Genomic DNA, 12,571 nt, shown 5'->3' with positions numbered 1-12,571 from the left:
CAGGGCGCCCACCACCTACCGCCGCCCCCCCGTCTGGTCTGCGAATTCATCGGCAACGTGAACATCTTCGAAGGCGAAGTGATCGACGACGCCGAAGGCCACGCGACCATCACCTGCAAGGACCTCGACCGGCAGATCTACGTCGGCCACGGCATCAGCACCTCGGTGCAGGACAAGTCCGTGACCTACGCGATCCGTCCGGAGAAACTGCTGGTCACCGCCGATCAGCCGACCTGCGAATACAACTGGTCGAGCGGCAAGGTCCATGACATCGCTTACCTCGGCGGGCACTCGGTGTTCTACGTCGAATTGCCGAGCGGCAAACTGGTCCAGTCGTTCGTCGCCAACGCCGAACGCCGTGGCGCACGTCCAACCTGGGGCGATCAGGTTTACGTGTGGTGGGAAGATGACAGCGGCGTGGTACTTCGCTCATGAACATGCGCAAGTTCAAACGACGGCTCAACCGAATAATTCCCAATGGCCGCCAACTGGTCATCGGGGTTCCGTTCATCTGGCTGTTCCTGTTCTTCATGCTGCCGTTCTTCATCGTTCTGAAGATCAGCTTCGCTGAAGCCGACGTGGCCATCCCGCCGTACACCGAGATCTACACTTTCGCCGAGCAGAAACTGCAACTGCTGCTGAACCTCGGCAACTACGCGATGCTCGGCGACGACGAGTTGTACATCGCCGCCTACCTCGGCTCGCTGAAGATGGCGCTGATCAGCACCGTGCTGTGTCTGCTGATCGGCTACCCGATGGCCTATGCCATCGCCAGTGCCCGTAAAGAGCTGCAGACGGTGCTGGTGCTGCTGATCATGATGCCGACCTGGACCGCGATCCTGATCCGCGTGTATGCGTGGATGGGCATCCTCAGCAACAACGGTCTGCTCAACGGTTTTCTGATGAGCATGGGTTTCATCGACGAGCCGCTGCAGATCCTCAACACCAACCTCGCGGTGTACATCGGCGTGGTCTATTCGTACCTGCCGTTCATGATCCTGCCGCTCTACGCCAACCTGGTGAAGCACGACAACAGTCTGCTGGAGGCGGCGTCGGACCTCGGTTCGAGCACCTTCAACAGCTTCTGGAAAATCACTATTCCGCTGTCCAAGAACGGGATTATTGCCGGCTGCATGCTGGTGTTCATTCCGGTGGTGGGCGAGTTCGTGATCCCGGAACTGCTCGGCGGTCCGGAAACCCTGATGATCGGTAAAGTGCTCTGGCAAGAGTTCTTCAACAACCGAGACTGGCCGGTGGCGTCTGCCTTGGCAGTGGTGATGCTGGCGATCCTGATTGTGCCGATCATTCTGTTCAACCGCAGTCAGGCCAAGGAAATGGAGGGTAAAGAATGAAGCGCATCCGTTTCTCCAGCCTGATGCTGGTCCTGGGTTTGTTGTTTATTTATCTGCCGATGCTGATCCTGGTGATCTACTCGTTCAACGCCTCGAAACTGGTGACGGTGTGGGGCGGCTGGTCGATCAAGTGGTACGTCGGTCTGCTCGACAACACCCAACTGATGGGCTCGGTGGTGCGCTCGCTGGAAATCGCCTGCTACACCGCCGTCGCTGCGGTGGCGCTGGGTACCCTGGCGGCGTTCGTGCTGACGCGTATCACCCACTTCAAGGGCCGCACGCTGTTCGGCGGTCTGGTGACGGCGCCATTGGTAATGCCGGAAGTGATCACCGGTCTGTCGCTGTTGCTGCTGTTCGTGGCCATGGCGCAGATGATCGGCTGGCCGCAGGAACGTGGCATCGTCACCATCTGGATCGCCCACACGACGTTCTGTGCGGCGTACGTGGCGGTGGTGGTGTCGGCGCGTCTGCGTGAGCTGGACCTGTCGATCGAAGAAGCGGCGATGGACCTCGGGGCGCGGCCGTGGAAGGTGTTCTTCCTGATCACCATCCCGATGATCGCGCCATCACTGGCGGCGGGCGGCATGATGTCGTTCGCGCTGTCGCTGGATGACTTGGTACTGGCGAGCTTCGTCTCCGGCCCGGGGTCGACGACCCTGCCGATGGAAGTGTTCTCGGCGGTGCGTCTGGGCGTGAAGCCTGAGATCAACGCGGTGGCGAGCCTGATTCTGCTGGCGGTGTCGATTGTGACCTTCATGGTCTGGTTCTTCAGCCGCCGCGCTGAAGAAGCACGCAAGAAAGCTATCCAGCAAGCCATCGAAGAAAGCGCTGCCGATTCGTGGAAGCAACCGGACGTGCGTCGCGCACCGGCGCCGGAAGCGGCGTAAGCCAGTTGGGTTGATCATAAAACTGTGATCAACCCAAATACCTGTGGGAGCGGGCTTGCCCGCTCCCACAGGTTCTATGGTGGTCAGGAAATCCACGGGGATTTGCGGATCACCTCGACAAAGTTCATCGGTTTGAACCCCGGCTCCTGATCCACCAGCACATCGGTCTTCACATTGCCGAACGTCGTCTGCGGACGATGGCGCAAGCCGTCGGCAAATGCGCAGATGATGCACTCCTTGAAACCTTCCCCGCGTGGATGCGCATGCACCACCGCTTCGCGCTGCACGTTGCTGAACGCGGCGTAATCCATGCCCAGCACGTCCATCTCGACACCGGCGGTCACCAGCGCCACGATCGGGCGCAGATGCTTCGGTACGCCCGGGGTGGTGTGCAGGGCAATCGACAACCAGACCTGTTCGATGTCGTCATCGCTCAAGCCATACGGTTTCAGGAATGCCGCTGCAGCGTTGGCACCGTCGACTTCGAAACGCTCGTCGTCACTGCGATGACCTTCGACCAGACCGAGGTCATGGAACATCGCGCCGACGTACAGCAGCTCCGGGTCGTAAGCCAATTGCTGGCGCTCGCCGCTCAACGCCCCGAACAGAAACACCCGGCGCGAGTGGTGATAGAGCAGGTCGGATTCGATGTCGCGAATGTATTCGGTGGTAGCGCGGGCGAGGGCGCTGTCGGGGATCTTGATGCCGGCGATGGTGGTGGTCATGGGAGGTTTCCTCGTCGAAAACGCCGGGTCGGCGCTGATGGAGAAAGTCTGTTCCCGAGGCTGAAAGCGGACAATCGACGCATGGCTGCGATCCTTGCCAATCGACCTGCAAATCATGCCAACTGACCGGTAGGAGAGCATTGTGGTGAGGGTATTTATCCCCGATGGGTTGCGCAGCAGCCCCGGTACCTGCTGATTAGGCTTATCAGTTAAAACGCGATTACAGGATTTACGACTGCTGCGCAGCCGATCGGGGATAAATCCCCTCGCCACAGGTTCAGAGGAGTTTGCGAGAGAGATGACCAAAACCATCGCCATCGTGGTATTCCCCGGCGTGCAATCACTGGACGTCACCGGGCCCATGGATGTGTTCGCCGAGGCCAATCGTTTTCTCGCGCCCGAGGATCACTACCGGCTGGAGGTGATCGGTGTCGAACATGGATCGATGGCCTGCTCCAACGGTCTGGTGCTGAGCGCCCATCGTCATTTCAGCGAAGCGCCGGACGCCTTTGACCTGTTGCTGGTCGCCGGCGGGCCGCAGTTGCCCTTCATCGATTTCGGCAAGTCCTTCGACACCTGGCTGCGCGATGCCTGCGCCCGGGCGCAGCGTTTCGGCTCGATCTGCAACGGCGCCTTCATGCTGGCGCGCGCGGGGCTGCTTGAGGGGCGCACGGTCACCACGCATTGGAACGATGCCGAGGCCTTGGCGCAGTTGTGCCCGTCCACGCAGGTCGAAGCCGATCGCTTGTACGTCGAGGATGGTGCGCTCTACACCTCGGCCGGGGTCACGGCGGGGATTGATCTGTCGCTGTACCTGCTGGCGCGTGATCACGGCGCCGAAGTGGCATTGAGCGTGGCCAAGCGGCTGGTGGTGTTCACCCAGCGTTCCGGCGGGCAGTCGCAGTTCAGTCCGTTCCTGACGCCGCACGCAGAGCCGACCTCGGCGGTGGCGATGGTGCAGTTGTACGTGCTGGCCAATCTCACTGGGGATCTGACCATCGCCGATCTGGCCAATGCGGCGAACATGAGTGCGCGCAATTTCTCCCGGGTGTTTAGCCGTGAAGCCAAGGTCACGCCGGCAGAGTTCGTCGAGCGGGCGCGAGTGGACGCGGCGCGGGTGTTGCTGGAAAGCACCACGGCGCCGTTGAAGACTGTGGCGTATCAGTGCGGGTTTCGCGATGCGCAACATATGCGCAGTGTGTTCAATCGTAGGTTGGGCGTGACGCCGCAGCAGTTTCGGCTGAATTTTGCGGTGATGCTTTGAAGGCCTTTGGTGTTCTTGAGGGCCCATCGCTGGCAAGCCAGCTCCCACAGGTTCTCTGGTGTTCTCATGATTTGTGAACGACACGAAACTCTGTGGGAGCTGGCTTGCCAGCGATGAGGCCAGTCCAGTCAATACAACTCTATTGCGCAGCCCGCGCCGGCAACAGCTTCAACGTGCTGCGCGTGTTCGCCGTCACCTCTTCCTCGCTGAAATGCGCCTGCACATACATCCCGTCAACATACGCCTCAGCCTGATCGTCATAGTGACTGTCGAACGGCACACCACTCTGTCCGACCGGATTGATCGTCAAGCTGTGCGCCGGGTCGGCGAAGTCCACCAGACGCCGCGTCGAAGGCCCGTAAGTCACCGGCCATGGCGCCGGGCCGATCTTCGCCGAAAGGTTGTTCGGCACTTCATGACTGCCCGGTGCCGCGAACGGCCCGACGTTGAAAATCCGGTCCAGCGGCTTCTGCTGCCCCAACGGATGCCCGTGAGTCAGTGTGTGCGCCGCGCCCCATTGCCATCCGGCAACATCGTCGCCAAGGGTCAGTTTCAAATGCTTGATGCTCGCCTGCCACGCTGTGCGCACGACATCGGCGCGGGTCTCTTTGGCCGGGGTGGCGCGGTTGTCCCACCACGGTGAATCGGCGTTAGCCGCCAGCCGTGGCAGTGCCGAATCGATCACCCGTGTCGACAACAGCGTGTCGAAAAAGTCATTGCCCAACTCATCCCGCATCGCCGCATCGGCGAGGTCGTAGAGGAACTGGTTGAACACCGTCGCACTGACCGAATCCAGCGGGTAGTCGCCTGGCCATTGCGCCAGTTGCTCGACGAGTTTCAGTTGCGCCGGATCGCTGACGACCTCACGCAGCACTGGCAGCAACGGCGCCAGCAGACGCGGGCCGTAAGCGGTGGTGGTACCCAGTTGCAGCTTCTGATTGGCCTCGTTGCTCCACTTCACATTCTTGTCGCTGAGCTGGCGATTGAGCTGTTGCCCCCGGTCGGCAAGGTTGTAGTAACCGGGAATCTCCATGCCGGTCGGCGAAACCGGCTGGAAGTTGGCCGAGACGATGTAACCGCGTGCCGGGTTCTCTTCCTGCGGGTTGGCGCTGAACGGGTAGTAACCGTCCTTGTCGGCCTGATTGCTGCTGCCGTCGAGAATGAAACCCGGCTTCACCCCGACCGGGCGTTTTGGCAGCAACGCCGAGGCCCACCAGCCGATATCACCCTTGGCGTTGGCGTAAACCAGATTCAGCCCCGGCGCCTGCACCTTGGCCGCCGCAGCGCGGGCCTTGGCCAGCGTGTCGGCACGGTTGAGCTGGTAGAAACCTTCGAGGATCGGGTTCGGTGTTTCGAGGAATGCCCACCACATCGCAATCGGCGTCTTGCCGGCGGCCGTACCCAGCGCATCGTTGACGATCGGCCCGTGCGGCGACTGACGCAGGGTGATGGTCACTGGCGTCTGGCCCTTCACATTGATCTGCTGCTCGGTGACGACCATGTCGGTCCACTGGCCGCGATACCAGACCTGATTCGGATTATCCGGATTGACCTTCTCGGCGATCAGGTCCAGATCGTCGTTCTGGAACATGGTCAGGCTCCAGCCGAAATCGAGGTTGTGCCCCAAAAACGCGAACGGCACTAGCGCCTGATGATGGCCATAGAGTTCGAAACCCGGCGCCGACAATTGCGCCTCGTACCACACCGACGGCACCGAGAAACGAATGTGCGGATCGCCGGCCAGCAGCGGTTTGCCGCTCTGGCTGCGACTGCCGGCGATGACCCAGGCATTGCTGCCTTCAAACTGCGGCAGACCGTTGTCGATCAGTGCCTGTTCGCTGAGGCGAGCGAGGGCGTTGAGGTCTTTCCAGTCGCCGGCGGCAAGCGCCGGAGTCGGGTTGGCGCGACTCTTCGCCAGCACGCCTTTGGGCTGCCAGTCGAGATCAAAGACATTGAGGTAGTCGGCGCCCAGTTGATCGCGTACGTAAGTCAGCAAAGGCTCGGTGCGAAACGCCGCGGCAAAGCTGTAGGCCATGTAACCGGCGACACTGATGCTGTCTTCAGCCGTGAACGGCCGCTTGGGAATGCCCAGCACGTCGAACTCGATAGGCGCCGCGTGAGTGTCCTGATATTGGTTGATGCCATCCAGATAGGCTTGCAGGCCCTTCCACGCCGGCGACTGCTTATCGAGGCTGGCGACGTAACTGGCCGCGCGTTCACGAATGCGCAGGCTGCGGAACAGTTTGTCGGTGTCGAGCAGTTTTGGCCCGAGCACTTCGGCCAGTTCACCACGGGCGAGGCGGCGCATCGCTTCCATCTGGAACAGCCGGTCCTGGGCATGCACATAGCCGAGGGCGCGGTACAGGTCGGTTTCGTTCTCGGCACGGATGTGCGGCACGCCGCGCTCGTCATAGCGTACGGTCACCGAACCCTGCAGGTTGCGCAGTTCAACCTGGCCCTGGCGGGATGGCTGCTTGCTGTAGACATACCAGCCGGCGCCGGCGAGCAGGACAACGATGAGCAAGGCAAGAACGGTGAACACGCGCTTCATGGTGACTCCTTGTGCATGCGGGATTGCCGCCCGTCGGGCTGCAAACAATTAGCACAGACCTTCTGTGCCGTGCATCGCTGTCCTTGAAAAGTCCGGAATGCCTTACTGCGCCTCCACCGGCCACGGGCAATAGCAGCCGACCGCCAGGGTGTGTGTGGCATTCACCGGGCGATCATCCGTCAGCGCATTGAGGATCGGTTCGATAAAACTGTTACTGGAATTGCAGGTGAGGCCTTCGCTGTAGGGACCGAAGTACGCCAGTTTGCCGCTGCGATCCCAGATCGCCACGGCCGGGCTGGCGGGAATCTGCTCGGAGCCGGGCAACACTGTGATGGTTTTCAGGCTGCTCAGCGTGGCGGGCAACTGGCCGTGGCTGCCGGCTCTCTGCACGGCAAAAAACTCCACGCCTTTGCCGCTGAAGTGCTCGACCATTTCGGTCAGGTGCTGTTGATTGCCGACGTTGCACGGGCAGGCCGGGTCCCAGAAGTGGACGAGACGGATATTGCCGGGGCCGGCGAGGTTATCGGGAAGACGCAAAGGATCGCCGGAAAAAACCGCGGTGTGTTCGCTGAACGCCCGCAGGTAGCGCCCCTGAAACCAGTCATACGCGGCCCACAGCACGCCTGCACACACAAGCGCGAGCAGGCTGGCAAACAGTGCGGTGCGGTAGGGCGAACGCATGGTTTTCGATCCTCGAAGGCCGGCTAGCTTGCCATGCCTGACTCAACAGATGAATATCGCAGGCCGATAAAGTCTGTTTACCGTTCTGGAATTGCCTCATGCCTGCCACTTTCGACCCCGATCAAATCCGCGCCAGCCTCAAGCCTCTGGCCGAGTGGCAGGCGTTGTCCGAGGAGTCGAAAGCGTATCAACGGTTCTACCAGACCGACTTCCCCGAACGTGATGTCTGGCGCGGCATGGGGCGGTTTGCCGTGGACGGTTACGAACTGGTCAGCCATTGCTGGTGGCCGGAAAAGGTCAAGGGCACGCTGTTTCTACTCCACGGTTTCTACGATCACACCGGGCTCTATCGGCATGTGATCGAGTGGGCACTGGATCAGGATTTTGCCGTGATTGCCTGCGACTTGCCGGGGCACGGTCTGTCGAGCGGGCCGCGAGCGAGCATCCGCGACTTCTCCGAATATCAGGACGCGCTGCAAGCCTTGTTCGCCGAAGCGAATTCGATTGCGCTACCGCAGCCCTGGCATTTGTGCGGGCAAAGTACCGGCGGCGCGATCGTGGTCGATCATGTGCTCAATCATGGCGAGAACAGTCCGGCGCAGGGACAGTTGATCTTGCTGTCGCCGCTGGTGCGGCCGCGGGCGTGGGGCTGGTCGCAGCTGAGTTATTACTTGCTGCGGCCGTTTGTGCGGGGCATCGCCCGACGTTTCAGCGAGAACTCCAACGATCCGGATTTCCTGCCGTTTCTGCTCGCCGATCCGTTGCAGCCCAAGCGTTTGCCGACGGCATGGGTCGGAGCCTTGTCGCGCTGGATCAACCGGGTCGAGTACGCGAAAAAAAGTCCGCGGCGGCCGCTGATCATTCAGGGGCAGGCGGACATGACGGTCGACTGGCAGCACAATTTGCAGGTGTTGAAGTGGAAGTTTGATCGGCCGCAGATCTTGCTGCTGCCGGAGGCGCGGCATCATCTGGCCAATGAGACGGTGGAGATGCGCGAGGAGTATTTCGAGTTTCTGAGCAAGCGGATCAGGGGCAGGAATCTCTAGAGGATTCACTGGCCTCATCGCTGGCAAGCCAGCTCCCACAAGGATCTTCCGTGAGTTCAGAATGTGTGAGCGCCAAGGACCCTGTGGGAGCTGGCTTGCCAGCGATGACGGCCTGTCAGGCGATAGAGATCACTGGCTAAGGTTCGACGTATTCTGTCCCACCGCCAACCCCGCCCGAATCGCCGCCAGCGCCGCCTGGTAATAAGCCTTGCCCTCGGTCGATTCGGCAAACGTCGCGAACTCTTCCAGCTCTTCATCCGACAGGTCGCGATATACATAGAGCAGCGTGTTGTTCATGTCCGCGCCAATCTGCTCCATCAAGCGCTGACGTTGCCCATTCAACATGCCCTGCGCCTGACCGCCGCCGAGCAGTCCCGGGATCATCGAACTCAAACTGTCCGCGGCCACGCCGGCAATCGCCAGACTGACTTCGGCGCCAGCCTCGCGGGCAGGCAGCGCCTGGGCGAGGTGGCCGATGATCAGCAGGCGGCTGTCGCTGGCCGGCATCTTCGGCAGGCCCTTGGCATTTTTTGCCAGTTGATCGCGGCGGGTCGCCAGTAATTCAGCGGCAACGATTTTCTTGCCCAACGGCGATTGAAAGAAAGACAGCGCCGGTTTCGGATCGGCGAGCTTCTGCCGCAATTGAGCTTCGGCGCGCTGGTCCATGGCCTGTGGCGCAAAACGCTGATTGCTGTTGTTCACCAGCGCTTGAAACACGGCGGGCGGCAGGCTGTTTTGATAGCGCTGCTGCGCGGCACTCAGGGCGTCATTGAAATGCGCACGTTGATCTGGCCAGCCGGCGACCTTGTACAGCTGATCGTGGCCGTCCGCCCAGGCGGGCAAAACACAGAACATCAACAGTGAAAAAAGCAAACGGCGCATAGGGACTCCTGTCAGCAGCGGACTATTCTCCGTGCGGTGCCGGTACTTGTCGAGAATTCGTATCCAGCCGCCGCGTGGCTCTGTCGGATTTCTTGCCGCCGACATACTATGCGCGCCATGCAAATATCCTCTGAACACCCGCTGCTGTTACGTATCGTCGACGACCTGGCCGAACACGGCTGGTCGCAGCAGAACATTTTCCTGCCCGCGGGTTTGACCCGTGAGCTGGCGGCCGAGTGCCGCAAACGTGAGGCCGAGGGTGAACTGGCGCCGGCGGCTGTTGGCCGTGGGCCGTTTTCAGAGATTCGCGAGGGGATTCGCGGCGACCATATCCAATGGATCGACCCGGGGCAGGCCGAGGCCAGCGACCGATATCTGAACCTGATGGACAGTCTGCGCGAGGCACTCAACCGGGGCTTGTTCCTCGGTCTTGAAGACTTTGAATGCCATTTCGCCCTGTACCCGCCGGGTGCGTTTTATCGCAGGCATGTCGACCGTTTTCGCGACGATGACAAGCGCATGGTTTCGGTGGTGGTCTACCTGAATGAGGCCTGGCTGCCGGAGGATGGTGGCCAGCTGCGCATGTATCTGCACGGCGACCGCGTGCACGACGTGCAGCCTACCGGCGGTTGTCTGGTGGTGTTTCTCTCCGGCGAGGTGCCTCATGAAGTGCTGCCGGCGAATCGCGAGCGCCTGTCGCTGACCGGCTGGTTCCGCCGCCGTGGCAACGAGCCGTTCTGATCATGCAGAAGATTCTGGTCAGCCGCTGCCTGTTGGGCCACCGCGTGCGTTACGACGGCGGGGCCAGCGGGCCATTTGATTTGCTCGAACAGTGGATTGCCGAAGGGCGTGTGGTGCCGTTGTGTCCGGAAGTCGCGGGCGGTTTGCCGACACCCCGAGCAGCGGCAGAGATTCCGGGCGGGCAGGGTAGTGAAGTGCTCGATGGCGTTGCTTCGGTGATCACTACCGAGGGCGAGGATGTCAGCGCACAGTTTCTTGATGGTGCGCGGCAGGCACTAGAGTTGGTGCGCAAGCACGGTATTCGGGTGGCGGTGCTCAAGGCCAATAGCCCGTCGTGCGGCAATCTGCTGACGTATGACGGCACGTTCAGTGGAGTGAAAGTCAGCGGTGAAGGCGTGACAGCTGCACTGCTCAAACGCCATGGCGTGCAGGTTTTCAGCGAACTTGAATTGCCGCAGGCTGCAACAGCCCTGACAAAACTCGACTAGCCATTCACCACAAAACACTGTGGGAGCTGGCTTGCCAGCGATGGCATTGGGTCAGCCACCATCATTGCTGACTGACCCAATGCTATCGCTGGCAAGCCAGCTCCCACAGGTTTTTTTGTTCACTTCAGGTTTTCAGTGGTCTGCGCTTTGAACCACTTCTCGGTCAACGCCGCCAAACGCCCATCCGCCCTGATCCGCTGCATCGCGCTCGCAAGGCTGGCCTGAAACGCCGGATTGCCCTTCTGAAACGGAATCGCCAACTCCACCGGTGCCGCCGCTTTTGGCTTCTCTTCCGTCAACGCCTGCACCAGCACCATCGGCCGTGGTTGCTCATCGTTTTTCGCCAGCAACTGCGATTCAACCTTGCCGTATGGCTCGCTGAAGTCGAAACGATCCTTGAGTTCAGGTGTCAGTGCTATGTGGTTGAGCGCGACGTCGTACTTGCCGCTTTCAACGCCCTGGAGCAGATCGCCTTCGTCGGTGACGATGAAGTCGGCGCGTACATCCAGCTCGTTGGCCAGCAGTTGCCCCAGCTCGACCTCGAACCCCGTGAGTGTGTCGCCATCCTTGAAATTGAAGGGCGGTGTATTAGCCTCAATGGCGATGCGCAACTCGCCACGGTCGTTGACGTCATCAATCAGTTCGGCGTGAGCCAATGGGCTCAAAAGGGGTAGCAGGCAGATCAGGCCAGGCAGAAAACGCATGGTCACTCCTTTGAAATCATTATCGCGGCCTGTGTTTCTGGCGCGCTTTGCTATGGTTGTCGAGTGCCTTCGACAACGAATGGTCATGAAGTTGTCATGACCGTGCGGATTTTACGGAAAAACTGGAGAAGAAAATGAAAAGCTTTATGTCACGTGCGGCGATGGCCGGTGTGCTGATGGGTGTTTCGGTGCTGGCCAGTGCGGCGACTCCGGCTCCAAAGGGTGCTGAAGTGTTCATCGTTTCTCCCGAGGACGGGGCGACTGTTTCGCAAACCTTTACCGTCAAGTTCGGCGTCAAGGACGTCTCCCTCGCACCCGCTGGCGATGTCACCAAAAACTCCGGTCACCACCATTTGCTGATCGACGTCGACAAGCTGCCGGCAGCCGGTGCGCCGATTCCCAACGATGCCAACCACATGCACTTTGGCAAGGCCCAGACCCAGGCCGACGTCAAATTGGCCCCGGGCAAACACACTCTGCAACTGGAGTTGGGCGACAGCGGCCATATGCCGTTCGATCCACCTATCGTCTCGAAGAAGATCACCGTCAACGTGGAGTAACTTTTCCACAGGCATGAAAAAGGGAGCCCGAAGGCTCCCTTTTTTGTCGCTCAGCGTTCGATCAGAACAGCACGCGGCTACGGATAGTACCGTTGACGTGTTGCAGCTTCTCTTGCGCCAGCTCCGAGTACTCGGCGTCGACGTCGATTACCACGTAGCCAACCTTCTCATTGGTCTGCAGGAACTGACCGGAGATGTTGATGCCGTTTTCGGCGAAGACCTTGTTGATCTCGCTCATCACACCCGGAATGTTCTCGTGGATGTGCAGCAGGCGGTGCTTGCCAGGGTGAGCCGGCAGGGCTACTTCCGGGAAGTTGACCGACGAAACGGAAGTACCGTTGTCGCTGTACTTGACCAGCTTCTCTGCCACTTCCAGACCGATGTTGGCTTGCGCTTCAGCGGTCGAGCCACCGATGTGCGGGGTCAGGATCACGTTGTCGAGGCCACGCAGCGGGCTTTCGAACTCTTCGTCGTTGGAGCGTGGCTCCACCGGGAATACGTCGATGGCCGCGCCGATCAGGTGCTTGTCCTTGATCGCGTCCGCCAGGGCGTCCAGCTCGACCACGGTGCCGCGCGCCGCGTTGATCAGGATGCCGCCCTTCTTGATGGCGCGGATTTCCTTCTCGCCGATCATCCACTGGGTCGCAGCGGTTTCCTGTAAGTGATGTGTTTCTAGGTTGGAGTTTCATT

The 12,571-nt window shown here is 60.5% G+C and carries 13 protein-coding genes and 1 pseudogene; 8 read left to right on the top strand and 6 right to left on the bottom strand.

Annotated features, from left to right (window positions below):
* The 3 genes from ACIONG_RS26620 to ACIONG_RS26610 all read left to right on the top strand — a co-directional run.
* Positions 1 to 435 (top strand): TOBE domain-containing protein (locus tag ACIONG_RS26620; RefSeq protein ID WP_401303673.1); only part of this gene is annotated, 435 nt, incomplete at its 5' end.
* 35 nt (positions 436 to 470) lie between these two features.
* On the top strand, positions 471 to 1,352 hold the full coding sequence (locus tag ACIONG_RS26615; protein ID WP_249412168.1) for an ABC transporter permease subunit: 882 nt from the start codon (positions 471 to 473) through the stop codon (positions 1,350 to 1,352).
* A complete protein-coding gene (locus tag ACIONG_RS26610; protein ID WP_103307430.1) occupies positions 1,349 to 2,239 on the top strand; it encodes an ABC transporter permease subunit in 891 nt (296 codons plus the stop codon). The genes ACIONG_RS26615 and ACIONG_RS26610 overlap by 4 nt, the downstream gene beginning before the upstream one ends.
* A gap of 83 nt (positions 2,240 to 2,322) precedes the next feature.
* Here ACIONG_RS26610 and ACIONG_RS26605 read toward each other — a convergent pair whose 3' ends face one another.
* Positions 2,323 to 2,964, bottom strand: a complete 642-nt coding sequence (locus ACIONG_RS26605) for an HD domain-containing protein (RefSeq protein WP_401303671.1) — start codon at positions 2,962 to 2,964, stop codon at positions 2,323 to 2,325.
* A 298-nt stretch (positions 2,965 to 3,262) separates the two neighbouring features.
* Between ACIONG_RS26605 and ACIONG_RS26600 the strand changes: the two genes are divergently transcribed.
* Positions 3,263 to 4,228, top strand: coding sequence for a GlxA family transcriptional regulator (locus tag ACIONG_RS26600; RefSeq protein WP_401303669.1), 966 nt, complete (start codon positions 3,263 to 3,265; stop codon positions 4,226 to 4,228).
* Between the two features lie 139 nt (positions 4,229 to 4,367).
* Here the strand turns inward: ACIONG_RS26600 and ACIONG_RS26595 are convergent, their stop codons facing one another.
* Positions 4,368 to 6,779 carry a penicillin acylase family protein gene (locus ACIONG_RS26595; RefSeq protein ID WP_401303667.1) on the bottom strand — a complete coding sequence of 804 codons (2,412 nt, stop codon included), beginning with the start codon at positions 6,777 to 6,779 and terminating at the stop codon, positions 4,368 to 4,370.
* Between the two features lie 102 nt (positions 6,780 to 6,881).
* Positions 6,882 to 7,460 (bottom strand): DUF6436 domain-containing protein, encoded by a 579-nt coding sequence (locus ACIONG_RS26590; protein WP_103304371.1) that lies wholly within the window; start codon positions 7,458 to 7,460, stop codon positions 6,882 to 6,884.
* A gap of 98 nt (positions 7,461 to 7,558) precedes the next feature.
* On the opposite strand from ACIONG_RS26590, the gene ACIONG_RS26585 reads away from it, so the two are divergent.
* A complete protein-coding gene (locus ACIONG_RS26585) occupies positions 7,559 to 8,506 on the top strand; it encodes an alpha/beta hydrolase (RefSeq protein WP_103304370.1) in 948 nt (315 codons plus the stop codon).
* Positions 8,507 to 8,635: 129 nt separating this feature from the next.
* Here ACIONG_RS26585 and ACIONG_RS26580 read toward each other — a convergent pair whose 3' ends face one another.
* On the bottom strand, positions 8,636 to 9,388 hold the full coding sequence (locus ACIONG_RS26580; RefSeq protein WP_103304369.1) for a DUF2059 domain-containing protein: 753 nt from the start codon (positions 9,386 to 9,388) through the stop codon (positions 8,636 to 8,638).
* A gap of 108 nt (positions 9,389 to 9,496) precedes the next feature.
* On the opposite strand from ACIONG_RS26580, the gene ACIONG_RS26575 reads away from it, so the two are divergent.
* Together ACIONG_RS26575 and ACIONG_RS26570 are read left to right on the top strand one after the other, a co-directional pair.
* Positions 9,497 to 10,129, top strand: coding sequence for a 2OG-Fe(II) oxygenase (locus tag ACIONG_RS26575; RefSeq protein ID WP_401303664.1), 633 nt, complete (start codon positions 9,497 to 9,499; stop codon positions 10,127 to 10,129).
* Between the two features lie 2 nt (positions 10,130 to 10,131).
* Positions 10,132 to 10,617, top strand: a complete 486-nt coding sequence (locus tag ACIONG_RS26570; RefSeq protein ID WP_213026884.1) for a DUF523 domain-containing protein — start codon at positions 10,132 to 10,134, stop codon at positions 10,615 to 10,617.
* Between the two features lie 119 nt (positions 10,618 to 10,736).
* Here the strand turns inward: ACIONG_RS26570 and ACIONG_RS26565 are convergent, their stop codons facing one another.
* A complete protein-coding gene (locus ACIONG_RS26565; protein ID WP_401303662.1) occupies positions 10,737 to 11,321 on the bottom strand; it encodes a transporter substrate-binding domain-containing protein in 585 nt (194 codons plus the stop codon).
* Between the two features lie 134 nt (positions 11,322 to 11,455).
* On the opposite strand from ACIONG_RS26565, the gene ACIONG_RS26560 reads away from it, so the two are divergent.
* On the top strand, positions 11,456 to 11,881 hold the full coding sequence (locus ACIONG_RS26560) for a DUF4399 domain-containing protein (RefSeq protein WP_103304365.1): 426 nt from the start codon (positions 11,456 to 11,458) through the stop codon (positions 11,879 to 11,881).
* Positions 11,882 to 11,942: 61 nt separating this feature from the next.
* On the opposite strand, the pseudogene ACIONG_RS26555 reads toward ACIONG_RS26560, so the two are convergent.
* Positions 11,943 to 12,545 (bottom strand): annotated as a pseudogene (locus ACIONG_RS26555) (NAD(P)-dependent oxidoreductase); the annotation flags it as partial.
* Positions 12,546 to 12,571: the final 26 nt, after the last annotated feature.

It is taken from the genome of Pseudomonas sp. NPDC087817, from assembly GCF_044742875.1.
GTDB lineage: Bacteria > Pseudomonadota > Gammaproteobacteria > Pseudomonadales > Pseudomonadaceae > Aquipseudomonas.
Note: the sequence above shows the minus strand (reverse complement) of the source record. Positions and strands in the feature narration are given on the sequence as shown.